This window comes from Pseudoalteromonas sp. PS5 (genome assembly GCF_004103255.1).
In the GTDB taxonomy this organism is placed as follows: domain Bacteria; phylum Pseudomonadota; class Gammaproteobacteria; order Enterobacterales; family Alteromonadaceae; genus Pseudoalteromonas; species Pseudoalteromonas peptidolytica.
This window is the reverse complement of record NZ_RCSQ01000097.1, coordinates 1-24,265: the sequence shown is the minus strand read 5'-3', so window position 1 is coordinate 24,265 and position 24,265 is coordinate 1. Positions and strand designations below refer to the sequence as shown.

Sequence of the window (24,265 nt, the reverse complement as noted above, 5' to 3'; positions counted from 1 at the left end):
ATATGAATAGAATCAAGCTGGTAATATTTACCTGTTTTGTTACGCTTGCGGTTGTCACTCTTGGTGCTTTCACACGCTTGAGTGACGCAGGTCTTGGCTGCCCTGATTGGCCTGGGTGCTATGGCTTTTTGACTGTGCCCAATGAAGCTCATGAGTTAATCGCTGCAAAAGATCAGTTTCCGCATTTAGAAGTCGAAGCCGACAAAGCTTGGATCGAGATGATCCATCGTTACTTTGCTAGCTTTTTGGGGGCCATTATTCTCCTCCTGGCATGCTTACAATTCTTTAAAAAGCCACAGGTTGAAGGCCCTAATAAACATTACTATTTACTTCTGCTGTTAGTGTTGTTTCAAGGAGCTTTAGGAATGTGGACTGTAACAATGAATTTACAGCCGATAATAGTAATGGGGCATTTACTAGGAGGGTTCAGTATTCTGGCGTTGCTTGTTTTGCTTGCTTTACGACTGAAGCACCGTGACATTATCGCTGATGTCCCAAAACGTCTTGCTCTGATGTGTTATGTAGCGCTTTATATTTTGGTTATTCAAATTGCGCTTGGAGGTTGGCTAGCTGCCAACTATGCTGCGCCTCACTGTACAGGCTTACCGCTTTGTGACAACTTACAATTGTTTTCTTGGCAAAGTCTATTTACCCTGCCTGAGCCTTCAGCCACCTACGAGTTTGGCGTGCTCCCTTTTGAATCAAGGGTGTCTATCCATTTTACTCATAGAGTGTGGGCAATTATAACCGTATTCAGTTTACTTATAGCATGCTGGCCTTTATTAAAGCAGGCACAAAATCAGGTGATCAGAAATTCAGCTTATCTGGTATTAGTGCTGATTACTCTGCAAGTGGCGGTCGGCGCCGCTATCGTTCATTTCCAATTTCCATTGCTACTCACCTTATTTCATAACTTTATGGCAGCCATGGTATTACTAGCTATGGTGAGACTATGCTTTTTTGTGAATTTAGCGCAAAAAGTAGGAGATAAATATGCACCAGTTAACTAATACTTTTGAATATCAAAGAATAACATCGTTGCTAAAGGCCTATTTTGGCATGTGCAAGTTTAAAGTAGTTTGCATGCTGGTGATCACCGCGTGGGTTGGTCTGGCTTTAGCGCCACAAAGCGATAAAACGCTATTGTCTCAAATCATGAGTCTATTGGGAATCGGCTTGCTGTCGAGCAGTGCCGCAGCAATAAATCATGTGGTTGACAGAGAGATAGATAAAAAGATGGTCAGAACGCGTGACCGACCGCTTGCAACAGAGTCAGTCTCTGTTTCTTCAGCCATAATGTTTGCCAGTACTTTGGCTTTATTCGGCTATGTACTACTCTCCATTTTTGCAAACCAGCTGTGTGCTTTGTTAACTCTCGCTGCGTTAGTTGGATATGCCGTTGTGTATACGTTACTTTTGAAGCGAGCAACCCCCCAAAATATTGTGATTGGAGGGTTAGCTGGTGCTATGCCACCGCTGCTTGGGTGGGTTAGCGAGACAGGACAGCTGGGTGCTGAACCATGGTTATTAGTGATGATAATTTTTGCATGGACTCCACCACACTTTTGGGCTTTAGCCATAGCGCGAAAACGTGACTATGAGAAAGCTGAAATACCCATGCTACCTGTGACACACGGTGATGAATTTACCAAGCTTTGTGTATTATTTTACACCATATTACTGACCGTAATTTGCCTATTGCCTTATTTGGTCGGAATGTCGGGGTGGATTTATTTACTGTGCTCTGGGGCAGTTAATGTGGCCTTTATATATAAGGCCGCAAAGCTTATTAAAACGAAGAGTTTAGAGTATGCTATGCGTGTATTTTATTTTTCAATTTGGCATTTGCTAATTGTTTTCGTAGCACTTTTTGTGGATAAAGCATTTATATGAAAAAAATTCTTTTGATCGTTGTAGTGGCGATATTATCTGGTTGTAGCCCTGCGCCTGACGTGTCTGAAAAAGTAGTTTGGTACCCAAAACCAAAAGAAGTGCAGTCGTTTCAACTTCAAGACCAGTATGGTGAAGTGTTATCCAATCAAGACTTTGCAGGCAAGTGGAATTTACTTTTTCTTGGGTATACCAGCTGTCCTGACGTTTGTCCGATGACATTATTGAAACTGACTCATGTGTATCAATCAATGAAAGATAAGAGTAAATTACAAGTATGGTTCGTATCTGTTGATCCTCACAGAGACTCAAAGGAGCGACGACAAGCGTATATTAGGCACTTTGATCCAACCTTCAAAGCGGTCTCTGCAGAGCATTCGATATTGTTTCCTTTTGTCAGAGATCTTGGCTTGATCTATGCGATAAATCAAGAACAGCAAGAAGAATACTATGTTGATCACAGTGCATCAGTCGCACTAATCAATCCAAAGGGACAGCTGGAGGCTATTTTTAAACCCTCTCATGAAGTTGGAACTGTGCCGACGATCGATGAAAAACAGTTATTAAAAGACCTTAATAGCATAATAAACTAGCTCCATATCGCGTAGCCTGTGCCCTACGCGATTTTATTTCCTACCTCTAACGCTTTCATTATTTGCGGATTTTTATTTAATCTTTGTGGCAATTTTACGATCACAGTCTAAGCTAATTTTATTACTCACTTTTACAGGGATAGTCTTCAGCTCATGTTGAAACTTCCACCAGAAATGGCAATTAATCATGTGGAAAGCTTGTACCATCAAATTTTCCAGGACTCTTTGGAAACATCTGACATTTCTATCGACATTAGCGAAGTGCAAAAAGCAGACACTGCTTCTATCCAGTTACTATGCGCTGTGCAAAAGCACCTACATTCAATGGAGCACAAAATTGTTTGGCATGGTGAAAGTGAAGCGCTCGCACAAGCCGTAAATGAGCTCGGATTAACGCACTATTTATTCCATGGTATTGAAAACTAAGAGGTGATTATGAAAAAGATTTTAGCTGTGGATGATTCTGCCTCTATGCGTCAAATGGTTGGCTTTACATTAAAAAAAGCTGGCTTTGATGTGATAGAAGCAAAAGATGGCAGTGAGGCTCTATCTATTGCAAAACAGCAGGGCTTTGATGCTGTGATCTCAGATGTGAATATGCCAGTTATGGATGGCATAACTCTGATCAAAGAACTTCGTAGCCTGCCTAATTATAAGTTTACTCCTTTGTTGATGCTAACTACTGAATCAGGACTGGATAAGAAAACAGAAGGTAAGGCAGCAGGTGCTACCGGATGGATAGTTAAACCTTTTAACCCTGAACAACTGCTAGCTGTACTAAAGAAAGTCATCAGGTAGACATAAAGGGGCGTCGACATGAGTATTGATTTAAGCCAATTCTTTGATGTCTTTTTTGAAGAGAGCTTTGAGGGGCTGGATGTGATGGAAGCGGAGCTTCTAAACTTACAGCCAGGGCAAGAAGATTCGGAGACCATCAATACCATATTTCGTGCAGCGCACAGTATTAAAGGTGGAAGTGGAACATTTGGCTTTACATCCGTATCTAACTTCACCCACGTTTTAGAGACCTTGCTTGATCAAATCCGTGATGGTAGACGTCAACTAGCAGCTGAACATGTAAATCTTTTACTTCAGTCCGTCGATTGCTTAAGAGCTCTATTGACAAGCTTGCAAGCTGAAGAAGAGCCTGACCTTTCTGTGGCGAATACGTTACGAGAGAAGTTTGAAGGGATTTTAGGCGCTCAACAGTCGCAAGATGCTCAGACCTCACCAAGCCGAGAGGTAGCTCCTGAATTACAAACCTATCAAATTGACTTCAAACCGCTTACACACCTTTTTAAAACTGGCAATGAGCCTTTGTATATGTTGAGTGAGCTGTCCGAACTCGGGGATTTGGAAACGCACGCCTTTTGCGATGCAATTCCAGATATTGAAGGGTTTAACCCTGAAGACTGCTACCTAAGTTGGCGTTTATATTTAAACACTAGCCACTCTGAGTCAGCTATTAGAGAGGTTTTCGAGTGGGTTGAGGATGACGCCGAGATAGTGATCACGTTGTGTGGCGGCCTATTTGAAAATGATAGTGCTCCAGAAGTGAATATAGCGTCCAAAACAGATACTGAATCGCAAGTAGCGCAAAAAGAAACTCAGAACAATCCAGAAACCACTCAAAAACCGACCGCCATGGCTAAGCCTAAATCTGAGGTGAATAAGAAGTCAGGCGAATCTACATCAATCAGAGTAGGTATAGATAAAGTCGACTCACTGATAAATATGGTGGGTGAATTAGTAATAACGCAAGCAATGTTAACTCAACTCGGCGAACAAGAGCCCACAGAGCATACATTGGCTGCAATGCAAGAGGGGTTGGCACAGCTGGCTCACAACACCCGAGACTTGCAAGAAAACGTAATGCGGATAAGGATGTTACCTATTAGTTTCGTCTTTAGTCGCTTTCCACGCTTGGTTAGAGATACATCGCAGAAGCTGGATAAACAAGTAGCGCTCAAGCTACTTGGCGAACAAACAGAGTTAGATAAAACAGTGATGGAAAAAATCTCTGATCCTATGGTGCATCTTGTAAGAAACTCGTTAGATCATGGATTAGAAACACCCGAGGAAAGAATTAAAGCAGGAAAGGATCCCGTTGGGACTGTGACGTTAAATGCTTTTCACCAAGGCGGAAATATCGTCATTGAGATTATGGATGATGGCAGAGGTCTCAATACAGAAAAAATCAAGAGTAAAGCCGTGGCGAATGAGTTGGTACAGGCAACAGATGAGCTTACTGTTGAGGAAGTCAATGAGCTTATTTTTAAGCCGGGGTTCTCTACTGCGGATGAAGTAAGTGATATTTCGGGTCGTGGTGTCGGGATGGATGTGGTACGTCGAAATATTCAAGCGCTTAATGGTAGTGTAGAGGTTACTTCGGCCAAGGGAGTTGGCTCAACATTTACGATTCGTCTACCGCTTACACTCGCTATTTTGGATGGTCAGCTAGTCAAAGTTGCGCAACATACCTATATCATCCCCCTTATTTCCATTGTGGAATCACTGCAGATCGATATTAAAAAAGTGAGTAGAGTCGGAAATGGTTTAGAGGTTTTGCGATTGAGAGACGAGTACATTCCAATCATCAGACTCTATCAGTTATTTAGCCATGAAGGAGCAATCGAAGAACTCGACAAAACTCTGCTTGTTGTGGTTGAAAGCGACAACCATAAGGTTGGGCTGCTGGTGGATGACTTACTGGCACAGCAGCAAGTGGTGATAAAAAGCCTAGAAGCGAATTATCAAAAGGTCAATGGCATATCTGGCGCTACTATTCTCGGAGACGGCAGAGTGTCGTTGATTATAGATATCAGTGGCTTAATAAAACTGAGCGGCCTTAAGCGACCCGGAAGTCAAGAGCTGTTGGTAGAGCAGGAGCTAGAAGAGGTGATGACATGATCACTGAGCGTGCAGCAGTTAATGAGCAAATTATGCTGGCTAATAAGGAAGGTGATAAGCAGTTTTTGACCTTTATGATGGCAGGAGAAGAATATGGCATGGATATCTTGGCTGTCCAAGAAATTAGGGGATGGGAAGAGGTAACAGCAATTCCTAATTCACCAAGGTATGTAAATGGTGCAATTAATCTGCGTGGAACCATAGTACCTATCATTGATTTGCGGATCCGCTTTGGCTTACCTCAGATCGAATATGGTGCTTTAACAGTCGTTATTGTCGTGTCTGTGGTCATCAAAGGGATGCAGAAAATTATGGGACTAGTGGTAGATGCAGTCTCGGACGTGTACAGCATCAATGAAGAAACAGCTAAAGATGTACCTGACTTTCAGGACTCGGAAAATAGTCAGTTCGTACAAGGACTAGTCAATGTTGGTGAAAAAATGGTTGTACTTTTAAATTTAAAAAAATTTTAGATCTTGAAGTAAAACATGATGAGCAATCGGTTGTCGGGGGATAACATGCGCGATCACGCACTAGTGAGTCAAGTCAATAGCAGAGTATTAGTTGCCAGTGCCATAATAGTTGTGGGTTTGGCAATCAGTATTCAGATGTTAAACGTGAGTATGTCTACTCAAACTTACGTCGCGATAGTAATTGCGGGCGTAAGCGTTGCATTAGCGGTTTTGCTACTGAAGCAAAGTGTAAACACGCTGCTGGCTAGGTTACAGAGCGTTGAAAGTATTATACCGGCAATCGAAAATAACGATGCAAGCTTACTAAATAACCACTTCAAGGCAGAGCATCCGACGCTGTTCAGAGCAGTAGCTACTTTTTTAAATGATGATATAGCGAATGATAAAGAGCATAACCACAGCCTGTTATTAGCACTCAAAGTTTGTCAAGCAAACATAATGTTGGCTGATGCGTCTCTTAATATCGTTTATTTAAATGATTCCCTTACGAGTATGTTGCGAAAGAATCAGGCCAAACTACAGCAAGAATTACCAGGTTTTAATGTAGATAACTTAATTGGCGCTAACATCGACTCATTTCACCGTAACCCCAGCCATCAAAGAGGTATTTTAGCTAATCTCTCTAGGCCCTATGTTGCCCAGATTATAGTCGCTGGACTTACCTTCGACCTTATTGCAACGCCAGTATTTGATGAAGAAGGTAAACGCTTAGCCACCTTAGTGGAGTGGAAAGACTTAACAAGAGAGCTTGAGGTTGAAAAGAGGCAAGCAGAGTTGGCGAGTCACAATGCGAGAATTTCTAGTGCACTTAATGTTTGTCAAGCTAACGTCATGCTCGCGGACGATAAATTAAACATCGTTTATGTCAACGATTCTGTAGTTAGGATGCTCAGAGATAATCAGCCTCAGCTTAGGAAGTCTCTTCCAAACTTCGATGTTGATAAACTTATTGGTCAATGTATTGATGTATTCCACGAAAATCCAAGTCATCAGAGGCATATACTTGATAAGTTAAACGATGTATATCGTGCTGACATTCAAGTTGCGGGTTTCACATTTGGGCTAATTGCAACCCCAGTTTTTGATGATGACAATAAGCGTATTGGTACGGTGGTTGAGTGGGAAGACAAGACTGATAGGTTAAATCGGGAAGCTCTGGAAAAAGCCGCTGCAGCAGAAAACCTAAGAGTACGAAGAGCGCTGGATAATGTATCGACGAACACCATGATCGCAAACGAAAAGTTTGAAATCGTATACTTAAACCGCGCAGTCAAAGAAATGATGAGAAGTGCCGAAGGTGATTTAAAGCGTGATTTGCCAAACTTTGACAGCAGGCAGCTTATGGGGGCTAATATTGATGTTTTCCATAAAAATCCAAGTCATCAGCGTAGTATGCTCTCTCGTCTTGAATCTGAGTACAAAACTGAGATAGCCGTTGGCGGACGTACCTTTAGTTTGGTGGCAAATCCCATTTTTGATAGTAATAACGAACGTGTAGGAACCGTAGTTGAATGGAACGACAGAACCAAGGAAGTCCAGATTGAAAAAGAAGTCGCAGGACTAGTGCAATCAGCTAACAGTGGTAACTTAAGTGTTCGTTTATCTGATGAGGGTAAAGAAGGATTTTATTTGCGATTAGCACAAGGACTTAATAGCTTAGTTGCGACTGTCGATGAAACAGTTACTGACATGGGAGAAATGCTGGATTCGTTGGCTACGGGTAATTTAACCCAGCGGATAGAGGGAGATTATCGTGGTGCTTATGAGAAACTGAAAAAGGACGCCAATACCACGGCTGAAAAATTGACCGAGGTGTTAGGCCGGATCCGCACTTCAGCAAACCTAGTCGCAAGTGGCGCAGAAGAAATATCACAAGGCAATGCTGACTTGAGTCAGCGGACTGAAGAGCAGGCATCTTCCTTAGAGGAAACGGCTTCTAGTATGGAAGAAATGACCAGTACAGTTAGGCAAAATGCGGATAATGCAAAAGTTGCGAATCAACTGGCAGAAGAAACGTGTGATAAGGCAACTAAAGGTGGAGAGGTTGTTACTCGCGCGGTAGAAAGTATGTCAGAAATAAACAGCTCGAGTAAAAAAATAGCTGACATCATAGGGGTTATAGATGAAATTGCTTTCCAAACAAACTTACTTGCCTTAAACGCGGCTGTGGAAGCCGCGCGAGCAGGTGAACAAGGACGTGGATTTGCTGTTGTTGCTGGAGAGGTGAGAAACTTAGCACAGCGCTCCGCGGCGGCGGCAAAAGAAATTAAAGATTTAATACGAGATAGTGTCAGCAAAGTCGAAGATGGCACATTATTGGTGAATGAATCAGGCGAAACCCTAAAAGGGATTGTGGAGTCGGTGAAGCGTGTAACAAACATGATCTCGGATATTGCTGAAGCCTCTGTTGAGCAAAGCTCTGGGATAGAGCAAGTGAATAAAGCCGTTTCCCAAATGGATGAGATGACCCAACAAAATGCCGCACTAGTTGAAGAGGCGTCTGCTGCTGGTGAGTCTATGGCTGAGCAAGCAAACGATATGAGAAAGCTTCTGAACTTTTTTACGCTAGACGACCTAGCTAGTCACAGCCACGATGTGAGCTCGTCAAAACGTCATTATGATATTCAAGAGAAACAACCACCCAAGCACACCATGATACCGAGCAAAACATCATTGCAAAACACAAAAAACAACCAGTTTGCTGATGATTCTGAAGAGTGGGAAGAGTTTTAGCATAAGGTGTGTTTAGCTGGTATAAAACCAGCGTGATGAGTAAGATTGAGGGAATATTGCGATGCGAGAGTTTTTGCTTACAGATAAGGACTTCTCTGAGGTTTCGGCTCGAGTATATGATGCTTGTGGCATAGTGCTTGGGCCACATAAAAAAGAAATGGTGTATTCGCGGTTAGCAAGACGCATACGCGCTAATGGCTTGAGTTCATTTGCTGAATATCTATCATTTTTAGAAAAAAATGAAGACGCAGAATTTAGTCACTTTATTAATTCTATAACTACAAATTTAACCTCTTTTTTTAGAGAAAATCATCACTTCGAATTTCTGGCAAAGACGGTGGTGCCAGAAATTACTACTCGGCATAAGCAGGACAAAAGGGTGAGGATATGGTCTGCGGGGTGCTCAACGGGTGAAGAGCCATACAGTATTGCAATGACAGTTGCTAACGCATTTCCTAATGATTGGGATGTAAAGGTGCTGGCAACAGATTTAGATTCAAATGTATTAAGTAAGGCGAGTATCGGAGAGTACACCGCAAATAATGTCACAGGTTTGGACGAAGATAAATTGAAAAAATGGTTTCTGCGTAGCGCAGATGGCGGTACATATAGAGTCAAACCAAAATTACAGTCTTTCATTCATTTCAAGCGCTTGAATTTGCTGGAACCATGGCCAATGAAAGGGCCGTTTGATACCATATTCTGTCGTAATGTTCTGATTTATTTTGATAAAAAAACAAAAGACAAACTTTTCGAGCAGTACCATCGGATGCTAGTACCGAATGGATATTTGCTAATTGGGCATTCTGAAACCATGGGTAAGGAGCACTTGCAGTTCAAAAACTTAGGTAAAACCATTTATCAAAAAGGCCAGTTGAATGAGAGAATTTAAGCCTGTTTTAAGGGGCTTTGAACACGTTAAACGGTTTTGGGACTCAGGACGAGCGATGGTTGTTGCAAAAGTATTGCCTGGAGAGTTTTATGTATCTAAACAAGATGAGCTAATTTCAACCGTACTTGGCTCGTGTATTGCCGCATGTGTGTATGATGAGAAGTTAGGGATCGGGGGGATGAATCATTTTATGCTACCCGGTGCAAAGTCCCTACGAGAGGTTCATGCTGATGATCTTAATTGTCGCTATGGTAACTGGGCGATGGAATATTTAATAAACGAAGTTGTTAAAAACGGCGCATCTAGAGCGAACTTAAAAATTAAATTGTTTGGTGGCGGTAAGATAATTAGTTCAATGACGGACATCGGTGAGGGGAATATCCGATTTGCCCAAGCTTATGTTGAGGAAGAGTGTTTGAAGCTAATTTCCCAGGATGTAGGTGGTCCATGGCCAAGGAAAGTTATTTTTCATCCTCAAAGTGGTAAAGCACAGGTAAAAAAACTGCGCACCATGCACAATAACACGATTGAGCAACGTGAGGTACGTTACCTACACGACATTGAAGCTCAAGACAACAAAACAGACATCGAGCTGTTTTAAGGGTGAAATATGGTCAAAGTTCTTATTGTCGATGATTCACCGCTAATACGCGGCTTATTAAAAGAAATATTAAATCAGGGGAATGGTATTGAGGTTGTAGGCGTCGCGGAGGATCCGTATCAAGCACGAGAGTTGATTAAATCAACCGCGCCGGATGTGCTGACGCTAGATATTGAGATGCCAAGAATGAATGGTATCAGTTTTTTAAAAAACTTGATGCGTTTGAGGCCTATGCCAGTGGTGATGATATCAACGCTGACACAAGAAGGGTCACCTGCAACTATTGAGGCTTTAGAACTAGGTGCCGTTGATTTTGTTTCTAAGCCGACCAGTCATGTTATAGAGCAACTGCAATCATATTCAGATATTCTGCAGAAAAAAGTAAAAGTCGCAGCCAAAGCCAGAGTGCGAACATTTAAAGCACCAAAGTCAGAAAGACAATTAGAGGTAGGAACCTCCTTCACCTTTGCACACAATGCTATTCTTGCTATCGGCGCTTCAACCGGAGGGACGGAAGCTATACGTGAAGTATTAATGCGTCTACCTACTCATGCCCCGCCTGTGGTCATTACTCAGCACATTCCACCCGTATTCAGTACATCTTTCGCACAAAGAATGGACCGAACGTGTGCAGTTTCAGTGAAAGAGGCAGAAGATGGCGATATGTTGAAGCCCGGGCACGTGTTTATTGCCCCTGGTGATAAACACCTCAAAGTCGAGAGAGTATCTTCTGGGTACGTTTGTCGACTGGATGACGGCGAACCTGTGAATAGACATAAACCGTCCGTAGAGGTGTTATTTAATTCATTAGTGCCAATAGGAAAGCATGTTTGTGCAGTGATGCTGACCGGAATGGGCAGTGATGGAGCAAAAGCAATGTTGGCACTTAAAAAGAACGGAGCGAAGACATTCGCCCAGGATGAATTGAGTTCTGTGGTATGGGGAATGCCAAGAGCGGCTTATGAGTTAGGTGCAGTGCAATCTTTGGTGCCACTGAGTAAGGTAGCAGAAACAATGCTTGATGTAGTAAAAAAGTAACGACGGATGAGCCTCAATAGAGCTGGTGCCAGTAGAGGATGAGTGTGAGCGAGTTTATGGCGAAACTCGCTCTAATGCTAACTTAACCCACTGCTATCTCTTTCTAACGAATACAGCTTTGAAAGCACTTCTACCAAGTTGAAGGAGTAAATCTGACGCTAACCGCGTTAAAAATTTCTTATTTAGAACAACTAAATAGCAAAATTTTTGCCTGGTTATCGACAAGACTTTCTCGCCTCAAAATAGACCACTTAATTAAGAAAATTGGTATTATTATCAAATGCTCAGGCTAACTACTGCTGCTCTACAATAACCCAAGGTTGAGAAAACCAATGGTAACGCCCCGGCTCTTGAATAGACGGTGCTGTACAGTTGTATCTTGATCTCCCCTTAGGTAATTCAGCAGGAGTTTGGATCCGAACACTATCTTTTGACTCCCAAACAAGCGTGGCTTGACCAACACCTGAAACGTAACAGGCAAACTGAGTATTGTGAAAGTCCTTAGTTTTGAAATGTAGAGTGATTTGTGGTTTTGTATTACTAGTAACACTATCTGCGTAGAGCATATTTTGTAATTGAAACGCTTTGGTGTCTAATTTCGTTTTGAGGGTCTCAAGGTTGCTGTATATGCCTGAGGCAGGGAACCGAGGGAGGCGCGTAAAATCAGATGTGAGCCCCACCGCACCAGAATGTTGACCAATACCAATTAGCCCTAACTCGCTTACAAGTTCTTGCAATTTACGATTAAATTCGCCGTAAGGGTAAGCTAAGTAGGGGTAATCATGACCGATTTCTTCTTTAATACGCTGTTGTGACCAAGTGATATCTTGCTTGACTCGTGCTCGCCATTCGGCAATGGATTCATCATCAAGCTTTTGATGAAGGTAATCATGCTTGGCACTATGATTCGCTATCGTTGCCCCTCGTTTGGCCAATTTACGCAGTTCATGCCAAGTCATTACATAACTTTTTTGTTCATCGATAAGTTGAGGATTGACAAAAATAGTGTACGGAAAACCAAACTGCTCTAAAAGTGGGGCTGCGGCAGTGATATTGTTTTCATAGCCATCATCAAAAGTGATGGCTATGGTTTTTGCTGGTAGTGTCTGTTCGGATTGCAGTGCATTCAATAGCTTCGGCAGTGGCATCACGTTATAGCCATTGTTTTTAATATAACTCAAGTGTGACTTGAAAGTATCTTCACTGACACTGGTTACCGCAGGAAGTTTTTCACTGACGTGATGATACTGTAAGATGACAGCACCCCAACTATGTGCCGAGAACAGGGCTAAACCAAGAATAATATGTTGTATCAATTTATTAAGTGTTATAAAGCGCAACATCTGAGCCTCTTACTGCTTGCAGGTCCGATGATATTATCAAATATTACGGTGCCACTGTTAGGATTAGTCGATACAGCGGTAATTGGTCATCTAGATAGTGCTCATTTTTTGGCAGGGATTGCGCTTGGGTCTAGCTCTATCTCAGTACTATTTTGGTTGGCTAGCTTTTTGAGAATGAGCACAACGGGCGTAATTGCGCAGTCAAGCGGCGAGCAGGATAACGAAAAGCTCGTGGGTTCACTTTACACTAGTGTGCTGATAGCAATCTGTTTTGCGTTGAGTCTAATTTTATTATCACCATTTTTACTTCAAGTAATCGCATCACTGTCAAATGCGTCTAATGAGGTATTTACACAAGCAAAGCTGTACTTTCAAATTCGTGTATTTAGTGCGCCTGCTGCCATGTTAAACCTAGTGCTACTTGGTTTTATGCTAGGCATGCACTACGGACGCGGGCCATTTTATCTGGTGCTTTTCACTAATGTCGTGAATATTGTTCTGGATGTGTTATTTGTTATCGGTTTTGAGTGGGGGGTCGCGGGGGCTGCGTGGGCATCTTTGATTGCGGACTACGCAGCACTGGGGTTATCAATATTACTGACTATCAATGTTGCTAATAAACATGGGCTTGAGCTAAAGTTCAGCTTTGTAGAACGAGCACACTGGCTGAGTTTGCTGACATTGAATAGGGATATTTTTGTTCGTTCATTGATCTTACAGTTGTGCTTTAGCTTTATGACCTTTTATGGTGCTCGATTGGGAGAAGTTACACTTGCGGCAAATGCTGTATTGCTCAATTTTCTGATGTTAGTTAGTTTTGCAATGGATGGAATTGCCTATGCCTCAGAGGCTAAAGTGGGTACGGCTAAAGGCCGAGCGGATCCTGTTCAATTGCAGTTATGGGTTAAAATAAGCCTGTTTTGGGGAGCGTTATTCGCATTACTTTACAGTATGGTCTTTTATTTTTTTGGTGACTGGATTATTGGCTCTCTTACTACTATACCAGAGGTTATAGCGGCTGCGAGTATTTACTTACCTTGGCTGGTGGCTTTACCTTTAGTGGCAATGAGTTGCTTTTTATTTGATGGAATATTTGTAGGGCTGACTCGGGCAAAGGAAATGCGAAACAGCATGTTGACCTCAGCACTTTTTGGCTTCTTTTTACCTTTTTGGCTTACATACTCACTTGGAAACCATGCGCTATGGCTGGCAATGAGTTGTTTTATGGGATTACGAGGGCTGACATTGGCATATAAATATTACCAGTTGTCTCGTCAGGGAGCATTATTAGCCTAGGCAAAGGGGTCTTGGTTTCTCAGTGCTTGACGGCGTTTTTCTCGTGCTTCTATGACCTGTGAAAACCGATTGGCGAAAATACCGATGTAACCATAAAAGGCACTACACAGACCAATTGGCAATATGAATAAGCCAGCAATCTGAAAACGGTGGTCTTGATAGTATCCAAGCGCAATCAGAATTGCGGCAAGAATAACATCGCATAAACCAAAGAGAAAAAACTTGAGACTTCGCTTAGGGTTAGACCCTAAGCGATAAATGAGAGCTTTGCTCATTAATAGTAAGAGTGCTCGCCGCGCGCATGCTCCGTGATGTCACGCACACCATTAATTTCGTCAAACTTTGCAACCATCTCTTTTTCGATGCCTTCTTTTAACGTGACATCAATCATTGAGCAACCATTACAGCCGCCGCCAAACTGAAGTACAGCAATACCATCTTCAGTAATTTCGACTAGACTAACTTGGCCACCATGGTTTGCTAATTGTGGATTCACCTCAGTGACCAACATATGCTCCACACGTTCAGCAAGGCTTGCGTCTTCGCGTAGTCGTTTTGCTTTTGCATTTGGTGCTTTGAGAGTTAGCTGGCTACCCATTTTATCGGTAACGAAGTCGATGTCGGCTTCGTCTAGAAATGGTGCACTTTCTTCATCAACAATAGCTTCAAATCCATTGAATGGTAGACGGATATCGCTGGTTTCAACAGCGTCTGCTGGGCAATATGACACGCCACACTCAGCCTGAGACGTGCCTGGATTAACCACGAAAACTCGAATGTTGGTGCCTTCAGCTTGATCTGCTAATAGCTTTGCGAAATGGCTTTGTGCAGAATCTGAAATACGGATCATAATTCGCTCTATACTTGACTAAATTACTTGGTTAATACGTATCATACTCTCCTCATCGTATTGTCGCTAGTGTTCAGCGTAAAAATTTGGCAATCGACAGAGTGCTTGTTAGCTTGAAAAGTACACAGAACTAAAGGAAACCATCATGCGCTTAATAAGCTGTTTTATCTTGTTGCTGAGCTTCAGCTTGCAGGCAAAACCGGTTGCATATTATTTTGGTAACGACGTGGAGTTTGACTCAAGTATTACTACCCCAAAACAGGCATTTGGTTATGAGGTGGGCCAGTGGCATTTACGCCATGATCAAATTGTCCACTACCTTCAGACACTCGCTAAAGAGAGTCCAAGGCTCAGCATTGAAACGATAGGCTACAGCCATCAAAAGCGACCACTATTATTATTAAAGGTAAGTTCGCCGAAAAACCAGCAGAACCTAGCCCGCATTCAACAAAATCACTTGGCCTCAATCGGTGATGACTCAAACCGCAGTGATAAACCTGTGGTGATGTGGATGGGATACAGTGTGCATGGCAATGAGTCGTCTGGCAGCAATGCGGCTGTTTTACTTGCTTACTATTTGGCCGCGGCGCAGGGGAAGTGGGTATCTCAACTATTGGATAATGCTATTATACTGCTAGACCCTGCTTTGAACCCTGATGGGCTTGCCCGTTTTGCAACGTGGGTTAACAGTAATAAAAGTAACTCTCCATCGACCGATCCTGCACATCGTGAACACTCGGAGGCTTGGCCTTCAAGTCGCACTAATCATTATTGGTTTGACTTAAACCGTGATTGGCTGCTGTTACAGCATCCGGAATCACGTGCGAGGATCAAAGCTTTTCATAATTGGAAGCCCAATATATTAACGGACTTTCATGAAATGGGCCCCAACAGCACCTATTTTTTTCAACCTGGGATCCCATCTAGAACGCATCCTATTACACCTGCGGAGAATACCCAGTTAACGAACTTGATTGGTAAATTTCATGCCAAAGCTTTAGATGCACAAGGTAAGCTATATTTCACTCAAGAAAGTTTTGATGACTTTTACTATGGTAAAGGATCAACTTATCCAGATGTGAATGGCGCAGTGGGAATTTTATTTGAACAGGCGAGCAGTCGAGGACACGCTCAAGAAACCCAATATGGTGTGCTCAGCTTTGCTGAAACGATTAAAAACCAAGTGACTACTAGTTTATCGACTTTTCAAGCAGGCATAACACATAGACGTGCTTTACTGGAATATCAGCAACAATTTTACCAACAAGCAAAGGTGCTTGCGAGTAAAGATGATACTAAAGGGTATGTGGTTGCACGTGGTCAAGATAGCTATCGCTTTGAAGCATTCATTCACTTATTAAAGCAGCACCAGATTGAGGTAAAGTATTTATCAAAAGAAAAAGAAATTGACGACCAAGTATACCAACAAGGTGATTTATATATTCCACTGGAGCAGCCGCAATATCGATTGATCAAAGCATTGTTTAGCACGCAAACGCATTTCAACGATAACACATTTTATGATGTCTCTGGCTGGACAATACCTTATGCTTACGATCTTGATTTTGTTGCATTGAAAAGTGAGTGGGGGCTGAAGTTAAGTGATAACACGAATACTGAAAAACAAAAGCTTACACCAGTAGAAGATAGCTATGCGTACGCGATAAGCTGGCATCATTATTTGGCTCCACAGCTAGCTAATCGTTTGTTGCAAGGTGGGGTAAAAGTAGCAGCTGCTATGTCACCATTTTCGGCATCGACCACTTCTGGTAAACAACACTTTCAGGCTGGTACTTTGGTGATTGCTCGCGGAATTCAACAACAAGATGATTGGTATGAGCAATTAAAAACGATCACAAGTGAATTAGGACTGCCAGTATATAGTGTCACCACAGGGCTGACTGAAAGCGGTATAGATTTAGGTTCAAGACAAATGCTGCAACTGCAAAAGCCAGAAGTACTTATTTTTGCAGGTGCAGGTATTAGTCAATATGAAGTAGGCGAGCTTTGGTATCACCTAGATAGGCACCTGATGCTGGCTCCCTCTATCGTAGAAAAGCAGATGATAGATAAGCTTGAACTTACGCGCTATAGCCATATTTTGTTAGCGGATGGCAAGTACAATGATTTAAGTGATAAAGTAAAAGCCAAAATACATAGTTGGGTAGCAAAAGGAGGAGTGATTTGGGGCCACAAGCGTGGTGCACAATGGCTTATAGAACAGCAGCTCCTTGATGCAGAGATGACTTCTAGCAAAGAAATGCGCAGACAATTTGATACTAAAAATCTGACTTTTGCAGACAAAGACCGATTGTCCGCGAGACAGCGTATTGCCGGTGCTATTTTTGATACTCGACTTGACCTTAGCCACCCACTCTCTTTTGGTTTTGAGAATAAAGAGTTGCCAGTGTTTAAGAATAGTACTTGGGTTATGTATCGCAAAGATAAACCTTTTATTGAGTCGCTAGCCTATACTAGTGCTCCGCTATTGTCGGGCTACGCCAATACTACTAATGTTGAACAAATAGCAAGCTCTTCAGCTCTTATTGCATCAAAAGCTGGTCGTGGAGTTGTGGTCGGTATGGCTGATAACCCTGTCTTCCGCGGTTTTTGGTATGGTTCAAGCAGGCTATTAAACAATGCGTTGTTCTTCGCTCAAGGCGTGCGATAGTCAGAGGCAATAAACATGAAATAAAGCGAAAATAATAAACCCATTACCAGCTAACCTTCAAACGGTGTGAGGCTAATACTCATCGCCCACACCGACTTGGCCCCTTGCTGTTTGCAGGCTTTAGCTGCCGCATCCATTGTTGCTCCTGTTGTGATCACATCCTCTAGCAACAGAATGTTTTTTCCCTCAATAGGGGTTACGGTTGAAAACGCACCACGTAAATTTACTTTACGGCGAGCTTTACTAAGAGTGGATTGCGCCTGAGTTTTTTTGTTTCTTATTAAAACTGTTGGTTGTAATGGTAACCCCTGCCATATTTGCTCCACCTGATTGTAGCCTCTTTGAATGAAGCGAAAGCGGTGTAAAGGTAAGCAACACGCTACATCTACGCAGAGGGGGGATGCTTTTTGAAATCGCTGCCAGAGTGTATGCGCCAAGATACTTAGCGCACACTGGTGTACTTTATTGTGGTGAAACTTAATCCCTTGAAGCCAGTGTGAAATGGGTGGCCGATACCAGCTTACCGCACTTAATCCATCACAGTGATCAAGGCTTACCAAGCGTTTGATATTAGGATAACTTAAGAGATTTATCTCCTTATCATCAAAATCTAAGCATGTTGGTAAACAATATTTGCACACAGGATCCGGTGCGCGTTGTCCGCAACTGGTACAAATTTGTGTGATTGCGCTTGTAAAGCACCTGTTGAGTTGGAGCATTGCTTTCCATCCTAGGTTAGCTATCATGGCTTCAAGTGTGGTTGAGAGAAGAAACAAATGCAAAATGAAGTCGTATTTCTTCACGGTTGGGGAATGAATAAGGCTGTGTGGCAATTATGTGAAGCCACATTACAAAGTGAAGTACCCTATACACTCAAATCAATAAATCTTCCTGGATTTGGAGGTTCAAGTAGTGCCGCAGGTGGTTATATACTTGAAAAAAATGCAGAGCTAATCGCCGAGCAGTTGTCCTGTCAGAGTGTTGTTGTTGGTTGGTCGTTAGGTGGGCTATTTGCACTTTACTTGGCGAAACATTTTCCAGAAAAAGTGAGTAAAGTAATATTGGTCGCTTCCACTCCACTTTTTGCTGAAAAGTTTAATTGGCCGGGCATTGCTCCTAAAGTGTTAAATAACTTTGCGACACAACTGACAACGAATACAGGTAAAACCATTGAGCGCTTTTTGGCTATTCAAGCGATGGGAAGTGAACATGCTAGAGATGATATTAAACAGCTTAGAACCTTACTTGGGCAGCTTCCCCAAGCGGAAGATAAAGCGCTTTCTGGCGGACTTACGATATTAGAAACAGTGGATCTACGAGATATGTTTGTAGAAATTGAACAACCAATATCGGGTATTTTTGGCCGTTTAGATTCACTTGTACCGCATGCTGCGATAGATCAAATGCGCCAATTGAACCCTAAATTTGAGAGTCATGTTCTGCCAAAAGCGTCTCATGCACCATTTATTTCGCACAAAGATACGTTTATATCATTACTAAAATCAATTATTTAAATAAGCAAAATAATAAAGCGGCAAAAAATTGCCGCTTTTCCTTTCCTTTGTTGATTTTTTGCGCAATAATTAGTCAGTAAGAAAAGGTCTATTTAATAGGTGTGCTTATGCCAATAGGTGATGTGCTAAATAACGGGATTGATGGTTACAACCGTGCTGCTCAAGGCATCGCTCAGGCGAGTGCCGATATTAATAGAGCCGCAGCTGAAGAGCAAACGTCCACAGACCGTGCATTTGGGCGACAGTTACAAGGGGCGAGTACCGAAGAAGCGGTGACTGCGCCTGTTAGTGAGACCCCGAGTCTCACTGAGTCTGTTGTTGCCTTGAAAGTGGAAGAATTTAATGCGAAAGCCAATGTGCAAAGCATCCGCACAGCAGACGAAGCACTAGGTACGTTGATTGATATAAAAGTGTAATGAACATAGTAACGCCACCACCGGCGATGAACCTCAACACTGCCAACGTGTACACCGAATCGGTCGTACGCGACAACCAGCTACGTGAAGCGATCCCCAAGGCAACCCCTACTAACCCTTCATTTGCAGATAACCGTAATCTCTCTGATTCAGAAAAAGGCAGAGCGTCTGAGCCTGATGAAACCAAACTTTATGGCTCTGATGGAAAAACCGAGCAAGGTAAGAAAGTAGAAGGTAAAGGAGAGGAGCAGCAAGAGGAAGGCCAGGAAAAAGGTAAAAGTGAGCAAGAACAGCAGCAAGCTGAGCAGGAAGAACAAATTGTTCAAGAGTTAAAGGCTCGAGATAGAGAGGTTCGATTACACGAACAAGCTCATGCTAGGGTTGGGGGGCAGTATGCTGGCTCTCCAAGTTACGAATATCAGCGTGGCCCTGATGGTAATAATTACGCCATTGGTGGTCAGGTTATGATAGACGTCGCGCCGATCGAAGGAGATCCACAAGCGACGATCGAGAAAATGCAAACGGTGAGGGCCGCAGCATTGGCTCCTGCCGAGCCGTCTGGCGCTGATAGGGCTATTGCTGCAGATGCAACGCAAAAGTTGTCGGCGGCGCAAGCAGATCTTGCTAAGGCTGCTATTAGTGGTGAAGAACAAAATGACAGTCAGCGCGTGCAAAACATTCAAACAAGGCGTTTGAGTGGGGAACAGGCGAAAGCGGAATCTGAAGAAGAGCAAGCAAAGCTCAAACAAGATGCTGACCCTTATGCTGTAGCGATGCCGATAGAAGCTGATCCTGAAATACAAGCCAGGTCGCTTCGGATCTCAGATTTTTACCAACATGTTGCAATGCCAAACCAGCCAGCTTCGCTGTCTGTACAGATTTAACCCTAGATATTGGTCTTCTCCTCCGCGGATCAATGTAGTAATAGCGAGTTAATCCCCCCAAAATCGAAAAGCGCGACTAAGGCCGCGCTTTTCTTTGTTAGCTCATCGAAGTGAGCATTACCCCTATTATTACTTTTTCAGCTTGGCAAATGCTTCTGCAAAGGCATTGCCCATGGCCGCATTACCAGCATCTCGTGATTTTGGTTTTGACGGATTTTGTGTTGATTTGCCTTTGTGAGACTTGGTACTTTGTTTTTGTGCTGGGTGATGTGACACCTCATCGTTGAGGCGCATTGTAAAGCTAATTCGCTTACGAGGTACGTCAACTTCAATCACCTTAACTTTTACAATATCACCAGCTTTAACCACTTCACGTGGATCGGAGATAAATTTATCCGTGAGTGCAGAGATATGCACTAAGCCGTCTTGGTGAACACCAACATCAACGAAAGCGCCAAAGTTAGCAACGTTTGACACCACTCCCTCTAAAGTCATCCCGACTTTTAAGTCATTAATGGTCTCAACACCCGCTTTGAATTGTGCTGTTTTAAACTCAGGACGAGGATCTCGGCCTGGCTTATCTAATTCTTTAATAATATCAGTGACGGTAGGTACACCAAATTTCTCGTCTACGTAGTCGTTAGCAACCAAGCGATTTAAAATATCATGATTATCTATCAATGCGTCTACTTCTATATTTTGTTTTGTACAAATAGCCTTAACGACAGGGTATGCCTCTGGGTGTACCGCTGAGGCATCTAATGGATCGTCACCGTTTGCGATGCGCAAAAAGCCAGCGGCCTGTTCAAAGGCTTTTGGCCCCAAGCGCTCAACTTTCTTGAGTGCTTTACGATTAGTGAAAGAGCCGTTTTCATCGCGATATTTGATGATATTGCTGGCTAAAGTTTTGTTTAACCCCGAGACTCTGGTTAATAATGGGATTGATGCGGTATTCACGTCTACCCCAACAGAGTTTACACAGTCTTCCACAACGGCTGTTAGTGTTTGTCCTAATTGGCTCTGCGAGACATCATGCTGGTATTGGCCAACACCGATTGATTTTGGCTCTATTTTTACCAGCTCTGCAAGCGGATCCTGTAGTCTCCGTGCGATAGAAACTGCCCCGCGCAGTGACACGTCAAGATCTGGAAATTCATTGGCTGCAAACTCAGATGCAGAGTAAACCGATGCACCTGCTTCACTCACCATGATTTTATTGAGCTTGAGTTCTGCGGCATTCTTTAACAGCTCTGCTGCAAGTTTATCGGTTTCTCGTGATGCCGTACCATTACCTATTGCAATGAGTTCAACTTTATATTGGCGACACATTTGCTCAAGTGTCTTGAGTGACTTTTCCCATTGGTTTTGAGGCGCATGTGGATGAATAGTGCTAGTGGCAATCAATTTTCCTGTTTTATCGACAATGGCAACCTTACATCCAGTGCGAAGGCCAGGATCGATACCCATAGTCGTTTTTGCACCGGCCGGCGCTGCCATTAACAGGTCTTTTAGATTTTTAGCAAATACTTCGATGGCATCGAGTTCAGCCTTTTCGCGCATAGCACCCAAAAATTCATTTTCTAAGTGTAATGATATTTTGATCTTCCAGGCCCATTGCACCACGCTCATCAGCCATTCGCTCGCTGGCGCGCCTGAAACCGCAAGAGTATAATGATCGGCAATGATCTGCGCACAAAATTGATTAGCGTCTTCGACACTTGGCTCAGGATTGATTGAAAGCTGCAGTACTCCTTCATTACGTGCTCTTAACATTGCCAAGGCGCGGTGAGAAGGGATTTTATTTAATAGCTCATTGTGCTCAAAGTAATCGCGATATTTGTTGCCAGTCTCTTCTTTACCTGTGATGACCTTCGCTTCTATTTGCGCATGCTCTTTGAGATGGGCGCGAAGCTTAGCAAGTAATTTTGCATCTTCTGCAAAGCGCTCCATTAAGATAAATTTAGCACCATCTAGCGCAGATTTGCTGTCTGCGACTCCTTTATCTGAGTCAATAAAGGTTGCTGCTTGTTGCTCTGGGTTAAGGTTTGGATCGTTAAATAGCGCGTCAGCGAGTGGCTCAAGTCCAGCTTCAATGGCTATTTGCCCTTTCGTTCTGCGCTTTGGTTTGTAAGGAAGGTACAAATCCTCTAATACGGTTTTGCTATCAGCCGCTTGGATTTCTGCATGTAGTTCAGGCGTGAGCTTGCCTTGTTCATCAATGGTTTTGACAATAAACTCACGGCGCTCATCTAGCTCTCTTAGGTAGCTTAACCTTTGCTCAAGTAAGCGTAGTTGGGTGTCATCTAGGCCACCTGTTGCCTCTTTACGGTATCGTGCAATGAATGGTACGGTTGACCCTTCGTCTAGCAAAGTGATAGCAGCATTAACTTGCTGTTCTTTGGCGTTAAGCTCAGTTGCTAAACGTTGTGCGATATTGCTCATGCAAAATCCTTATACTCATCTTAATCAGTTTGTGCAGGCCCGATATAAAAGTGCGTTAAGTTGGGCAAGCAAAATTCAGTTCAATGTTATCATTGTTCCGTGTTATTACGATATTCGATTTGGTTGATAAACCAAAGTCTCTGACTGTGGGCTGTCTTGACCATGATTTCATCATCTACTTGTTTACCTAATAAAGCGCGAGCCATAGGCGCATCGATGGAAATATAGTCATTACGTTCGTATATTTCATCAGGCCCTACAACACGAAATACGCGCGTTTCTCCGTCTTCGCTCTCTACCTCTACCCATGCACCAAAATAGACTTTGCCGTTTTGTTCAGGGCTATACTCCACGACTTTAAGTTCAGGTAAGCGCTTGCGCAAAAAGCGTACTCGCCTGTCAATTTGTCTCAGTAGGCGTTTATTGAACGTGTAGTCAGCATTTTCTGAGCGATCGCCTAAGCTTGCGGCCCAATTAACTATTTTGGTAATTTCTGGACGTTTTTCAAACCACAGATGGTCATGTTCTTGCTGTAGTTTGCGGTATCCCTCGGGTGTGATTAAATTCGTTTTCATGTAGCTTAGGTCTGTTGAGTTAAAGCGTTGTAATGTTCGGTAACAATCTAGTATCAATGTATGGTGTCACAAAGCACTAAATTCAATTATATTTAAGCATAATAATACATAGTCCAGATTTACGATGAGCGTTGAATGAACAGGAATAGAAGTTGCGTGCGCAATACCGCAACTCGGTGAACGTTAGTAAATTGATAAATAGAAGAAATGAAAATGGGAAACGAAACCACCAAAGTTCTCGTCGTTGACGATGATATGCGCTTACGTAGTTTATTGGAGCGTTATTTAGTTGAGCAAGGGTTTATTGTACGAAGTGCTGCTAACTCAGAGCAAATGGATAGATTGCTAGAGCGAGAAAACTTCCACCTGATGGTATTAGATTTGATGCTTCCGGGAGAAGATGGTTTATCTATATGTCGCCGTTTGAGGCAAAAAGAAAACGAAATCCCGATCGTGATGTTGACGGCCAAGGGTGATGAAGTGGATCGGATTATTGGTCTTGAGCTTGGTGCAGATGATTATATTCCAAAACCATTCAATCCCAGAGAGTTGCTTGCCCGTATTAAAGCTATTTTACGCCGTCGTGCGAAAGAAGTGCCGGGGGCTCCTGCTGCTGAGGAAAACGAGGTTAGTTTTGGTGATTTTACACTTAATCTAGCTACTCGAGAAATGCAGCATGGAGAAAATACAATTTCACTGACCTCTGGTGAATTTGCAGTATTGAAGGCGCTAGTTAGCCACCCAAGAGAGCCTTTAAGCCGTGATAAGTTAATGAATCTTGCCAGAGGCCGAGATTATAGTGCGCTAGAGCGTAGTATAGATGTTCAGGTCTCTCGACTGCGTCGGATGATTGAAGATGATGCGTCAAATCCGCGTTATATCCAGACCGTATGGGGTCTAGGTTACGTGTTTGTGCCTGACGGCGTGAAGTAGCTGCGATGTTACCAAGAAGTGCTTTTGGGCAAACCGTTTTCTTTGTTGGTGCTTTGCTGCTGATAAATCAGGTTGTGTCATATATTACTGTCACCCTTTATGTGTTTAAACCGACATTTGAACAAGTCAATTTAATGTTAGCCAAGCAAGTCAAAACGGTCTTCATTGATTGGGAAGAGGGAGTTGAGGTTGGCAGTGAGTTATCTCAAAA

Annotated in this window: 23 protein-coding genes and 1 pseudogene; 18 read left to right on the top strand and 6 right to left on the bottom strand. The window is 42.9% G+C overall.

Translation table 11 applies throughout. The features are described from left to right. Positions 1–2 precede the first annotated feature (2 nt). The 11 genes from D9603_RS13340 to D9603_RS13290 all read left to right on the top strand — a co-directional run bounded on the left by D9603_RS13340 (position 3) and on the right by D9603_RS13290 (position 11,130). Positions 3–1,010: a COX15/CtaA family protein gene (locus D9603_RS13340; protein ID WP_125253745.1), complete on the top strand. Its 1,008-nt coding sequence runs from the start codon at positions 3–5 to the stop codon at positions 1,008–1,010. After that, entirely contained in the window at positions 994–1,893 is a 900-nt protein-coding gene (cyoE, locus tag D9603_RS13335) for a heme o synthase (protein ID WP_125253744.1), read from the top strand. The genes D9603_RS13340 and cyoE overlap by 17 nt, the downstream gene beginning before the upstream one ends. Then, on the top strand, positions 1,890–2,483 hold the full coding sequence (locus tag D9603_RS13330; protein WP_128731675.1) for an SCO family protein: 594 nt from the start codon (positions 1,890–1,892) through the stop codon (positions 2,481–2,483). The genes cyoE and D9603_RS13330 overlap by 4 nt, the downstream gene beginning before the upstream one ends. A gap of 153 nt (positions 2,484–2,636) precedes the next feature. Then, positions 2,637–2,909 carry an STAS domain-containing protein gene (locus D9603_RS13325; RefSeq protein ID WP_125253742.1) on the top strand — a complete coding sequence of 91 codons (273 nt, stop codon included), beginning with the start codon at positions 2,637–2,639 and terminating at the stop codon, positions 2,907–2,909. A gap of 9 nt (positions 2,910–2,918) precedes the next feature. After that, entirely contained in the window at positions 2,919–3,281 is a 363-nt protein-coding gene (locus D9603_RS13320) for a response regulator (RefSeq protein WP_099643757.1), read from the top strand. An 18-nt stretch (positions 3,282–3,299) separates the two neighbouring features. Then, positions 3,300–5,393: a chemotaxis protein CheA gene (locus D9603_RS13315; protein WP_128731674.1), complete on the top strand. Its 2,094-nt coding sequence runs from the start codon at positions 3,300–3,302 to the stop codon at positions 5,391–5,393. After that, on the top strand, positions 5,390–5,866 hold the full coding sequence (locus tag D9603_RS13310; protein ID WP_194086970.1) for a chemotaxis protein CheW: 477 nt from the start codon (positions 5,390–5,392) through the stop codon (positions 5,864–5,866). The genes D9603_RS13315 and D9603_RS13310 overlap by 4 nt, the downstream gene beginning before the upstream one ends. A 45-nt stretch (positions 5,867–5,911) precedes the next feature. Then, complete coding sequence (locus tag D9603_RS13305) at positions 5,912–8,599, top strand: methyl-accepting chemotaxis protein (protein ID WP_128731673.1); 2,688 nt, start codon at positions 5,912–5,914, stop codon at positions 8,597–8,599. Positions 8,600–8,660: 61 nt separating this feature from the next. After that, a complete protein-coding gene (locus D9603_RS13300; RefSeq protein WP_128731672.1) occupies positions 8,661–9,491 on the top strand; it encodes a protein-glutamate O-methyltransferase CheR in 831 nt (276 codons plus the stop codon). Then, entirely contained in the window at positions 9,478–10,092 is a 615-nt protein-coding gene (cheD, locus tag D9603_RS13295) for a chemoreceptor glutamine deamidase CheD (RefSeq protein ID WP_125253737.1), read from the top strand. The genes D9603_RS13300 and cheD overlap by 14 nt, the downstream gene beginning before the upstream one ends. 9 nt (positions 10,093–10,101) lie before the next feature. Next, on the top strand, positions 10,102–11,130 hold the full coding sequence (locus tag D9603_RS13290) for a chemotaxis response regulator protein-glutamate methylesterase (RefSeq protein WP_125253736.1): 1,029 nt from the start codon (positions 10,102–10,104) through the stop codon (positions 11,128–11,130). A 293-nt stretch (positions 11,131–11,423) separates the two neighbouring features. On the opposite strand, the gene D9603_RS13285 is transcribed toward D9603_RS13290, so the two are convergent. After that, entirely contained in the window at positions 11,424–12,473 is a 1,050-nt protein-coding gene (locus D9603_RS13285; RefSeq protein WP_128731671.1) for a polysaccharide deacetylase family protein, read from the bottom strand. A 27-nt stretch (positions 12,474–12,500) separates the two neighbouring features. Here D9603_RS13285 and D9603_RS13280 point away from each other — a divergent pair, with 27 nt between their 5' ends. Beyond that, positions 12,501–13,769: an MATE family efflux transporter gene (locus D9603_RS13280; RefSeq protein ID WP_128731670.1), complete on the top strand. Its 1,269-nt coding sequence runs from the start codon at positions 12,501–12,503 to the stop codon at positions 13,767–13,769. On the opposite strand, the gene D9603_RS13275 is transcribed toward D9603_RS13280, so the two are convergent. Together D9603_RS13275 and nfuA are read right to left on the bottom strand one after the other, a co-directional pair. Then, entirely contained in the window at positions 13,766–14,044 is a 279-nt protein-coding gene (locus tag D9603_RS13275; protein WP_125253733.1) for a hypothetical protein, read from the bottom strand. The genes D9603_RS13280 and D9603_RS13275 overlap by 4 nt on opposite strands. Then, positions 14,044–14,619 (bottom strand): Fe-S biogenesis protein NfuA, encoded by a 576-nt coding sequence (nfuA, locus tag D9603_RS13270; protein WP_128731669.1) that lies wholly within the window; start codon positions 14,617–14,619, stop codon positions 14,044–14,046. The genes D9603_RS13275 and nfuA overlap by 1 nt, the downstream gene beginning before the upstream one ends. Positions 14,620–14,764: 145 nt before the next feature. On the opposite strand from nfuA, the gene D9603_RS13265 reads away from it, so the two are divergent. Beyond that, positions 14,765–17,290, top strand: a complete 2,526-nt coding sequence (locus D9603_RS13265) for a M14 metallopeptidase family protein (protein ID WP_128731668.1) — start codon at positions 14,765–14,767, stop codon at positions 17,288–17,290. Between the two features lie 50 nt (positions 17,291–17,340). Here the strand turns inward: D9603_RS13265 and D9603_RS13260 are convergent, their stop codons facing one another. Further along, positions 17,341–18,009 carry a phosphoribosyltransferase family protein gene (locus D9603_RS13260; RefSeq protein WP_128731667.1) on the bottom strand — a complete coding sequence of 223 codons (669 nt, stop codon included), beginning with the start codon at positions 18,007–18,009 and terminating at the stop codon, positions 17,341–17,343. Between the two features lie 57 nt (positions 18,010–18,066). Between D9603_RS13260 and bioH the strand changes: the two genes are divergently transcribed. The 3 genes from bioH to D9603_RS13245 all read left to right on the top strand — a co-directional run bounded on the left by bioH (position 18,067) and on the right by D9603_RS13245 (position 20,104). Further along, positions 18,067–18,804 carry a pimeloyl-ACP methyl ester esterase BioH gene (bioH, locus tag D9603_RS13255; protein ID WP_128731666.1) on the top strand — a complete coding sequence of 246 codons (738 nt, stop codon included), beginning with the start codon at positions 18,067–18,069 and terminating at the stop codon, positions 18,802–18,804. A 107-nt stretch (positions 18,805–18,911) separates the two neighbouring features. Continuing rightward, the gene (locus D9603_RS13250; protein ID WP_125253728.1) at positions 18,912–19,220 is read left to right on the top strand and encodes a hypothetical protein; all 309 of its coding nucleotides are present in this window, start codon (positions 18,912–18,914) and stop codon (positions 19,218–19,220) included. After that, positions 19,220–20,104 (top strand): putative metalloprotease CJM1_0395 family protein, encoded by an 885-nt coding sequence (locus D9603_RS13245; protein ID WP_128731665.1) that lies wholly within the window; start codon positions 19,220–19,222, stop codon positions 20,102–20,104. Before D9603_RS13250 ends, D9603_RS13245 begins: the two co-directional genes overlap by 1 nt. Positions 20,105–20,233: 129 nt before the next feature. Here D9603_RS13245 and D9603_RS13240 read toward each other — a convergent pair whose 3' ends face one another. Then, complete coding sequence (locus tag D9603_RS13240; protein ID WP_128731664.1) at positions 20,234–22,546, bottom strand: Tex family protein; 2,313 nt, start codon at positions 22,544–22,546, stop codon at positions 20,234–20,236. An 89-nt stretch (positions 22,547–22,635) separates the two neighbouring features. Then, positions 22,636–23,121, bottom strand: coding sequence for a transcription elongation factor GreB (gene greB / locus D9603_RS13235; RefSeq protein WP_125253725.1), 486 nt, complete (start codon positions 23,119–23,121; stop codon positions 22,636–22,638). Positions 23,122–23,334: 213 nt separating this feature from the next. Here greB and ompR point away from each other — a divergent pair, with 213 nt between their 5' ends. Together ompR and D9603_RS13225 are read left to right on the top strand one after the other, a co-directional pair. Further along, positions 23,335–24,054: a two-component system response regulator OmpR gene (ompR, locus tag D9603_RS13230; RefSeq protein WP_125253724.1), complete on the top strand. Its 720-nt coding sequence runs from the start codon at positions 23,335–23,337 to the stop codon at positions 24,052–24,054. A gap of 5 nt (positions 24,055–24,059) precedes the next feature. Then, positions 24,060–24,265 (top strand): annotated as a pseudogene (locus D9603_RS13225) (two-component system sensor histidine kinase EnvZ); the annotation flags it as partial.

What these genes read in the sequence shown, in the direction of transcription:
- D9603_RS13340 (WP_125253745.1), top strand. Translation starts at nt 3, where the DNA reads ATGAATAGAATCAAGCTGGTAATATTTACCTGTTTTGTTACGCTTGCG.
- cyoE (WP_125253744.1), top strand. Translation starts at nt 994, where the DNA reads ATGCACCAGTTAACTAATACTTTTGAATATCAAAGAATAACATCGTTG.
- D9603_RS13330 (WP_128731675.1), top strand. Translation starts at nt 1,890, where the DNA reads ATGAAAAAAATTCTTTTGATCGTTGTAGTGGCGATATTATCTGGTTGT.
- D9603_RS13325 (WP_125253742.1), top strand. Translation starts at nt 2,637, where the DNA reads ATGTTGAAACTTCCACCAGAAATGGCAATTAATCATGTGGAAAGCTTG.
- D9603_RS13320 (WP_099643757.1), top strand. Translation starts at nt 2,919, where the DNA reads ATGAAAAAGATTTTAGCTGTGGATGATTCTGCCTCTATGCGTCAAATG.
- D9603_RS13315 (WP_128731674.1), top strand. Translation starts at nt 3,300, where the DNA reads ATGAGTATTGATTTAAGCCAATTCTTTGATGTCTTTTTTGAAGAGAGC.
- D9603_RS13310 (WP_194086970.1), top strand. Translation starts at nt 5,390, where the DNA reads ATGATCACTGAGCGTGCAGCAGTTAATGAGCAAATTATGCTGGCTAAT.
- D9603_RS13305 (WP_128731673.1), top strand. Translation starts at nt 5,912, where the DNA reads ATGCGCGATCACGCACTAGTGAGTCAAGTCAATAGCAGAGTATTAGTT.
- D9603_RS13300 (WP_128731672.1), top strand. Translation starts at nt 8,661, where the DNA reads ATGCGAGAGTTTTTGCTTACAGATAAGGACTTCTCTGAGGTTTCGGCT.
- cheD (WP_125253737.1), top strand. Translation starts at nt 9,478, where the DNA reads ATGAGAGAATTTAAGCCTGTTTTAAGGGGCTTTGAACACGTTAAACGG.
- D9603_RS13290 (WP_125253736.1), top strand. Translation starts at nt 10,102, where the DNA reads ATGGTCAAAGTTCTTATTGTCGATGATTCACCGCTAATACGCGGCTTA.
- D9603_RS13285 (WP_128731671.1), bottom strand. Translation starts at nt 12,473, where the DNA reads ATGTTGCGCTTTATAACACTTAATAAATTGATACAACATATTATTCTT.
- D9603_RS13280 (WP_128731670.1), top strand. Translation starts at nt 12,501, where the DNA reads ATGATATTATCAAATATTACGGTGCCACTGTTAGGATTAGTCGATACA.
- D9603_RS13275 (WP_125253733.1), bottom strand. Translation starts at nt 14,044, where the DNA reads ATGAGCAAAGCTCTCATTTATCGCTTAGGGTCTAACCCTAAGCGAAGT.
- nfuA (WP_128731669.1), bottom strand. Translation starts at nt 14,619, where the DNA reads ATGATCCGTATTTCAGATTCTGCACAAAGCCATTTCGCAAAGCTATTA.
- D9603_RS13265 (WP_128731668.1), top strand. Translation starts at nt 14,765, where the DNA reads ATGCGCTTAATAAGCTGTTTTATCTTGTTGCTGAGCTTCAGCTTGCAG.
- D9603_RS13260 (WP_128731667.1), bottom strand. Translation starts at nt 18,009, where the DNA reads ATGCTCCAACTCAACAGGTGCTTTACAAGCGCAATCACACAAATTTGT.
- bioH (WP_128731666.1), top strand. Translation starts at nt 18,067, where the DNA reads ATGCAAAATGAAGTCGTATTTCTTCACGGTTGGGGAATGAATAAGGCT.
- D9603_RS13250 (WP_125253728.1), top strand. Translation starts at nt 18,912, where the DNA reads ATGCCAATAGGTGATGTGCTAAATAACGGGATTGATGGTTACAACCGT.
- D9603_RS13245 (WP_128731665.1), top strand. Translation starts at nt 19,220, where the DNA reads ATGAACATAGTAACGCCACCACCGGCGATGAACCTCAACACTGCCAAC.
- D9603_RS13240 (WP_128731664.1), bottom strand. Translation starts at nt 22,546, where the DNA reads ATGAGCAATATCGCACAACGTTTAGCAACTGAGCTTAACGCCAAAGAA.
- greB (WP_125253725.1), bottom strand. Translation starts at nt 23,121, where the DNA reads ATGAAAACGAATTTAATCACACCCGAGGGATACCGCAAACTACAGCAA.
- ompR (WP_125253724.1), top strand. Translation starts at nt 23,335, where the DNA reads ATGGGAAACGAAACCACCAAAGTTCTCGTCGTTGACGATGATATGCGC.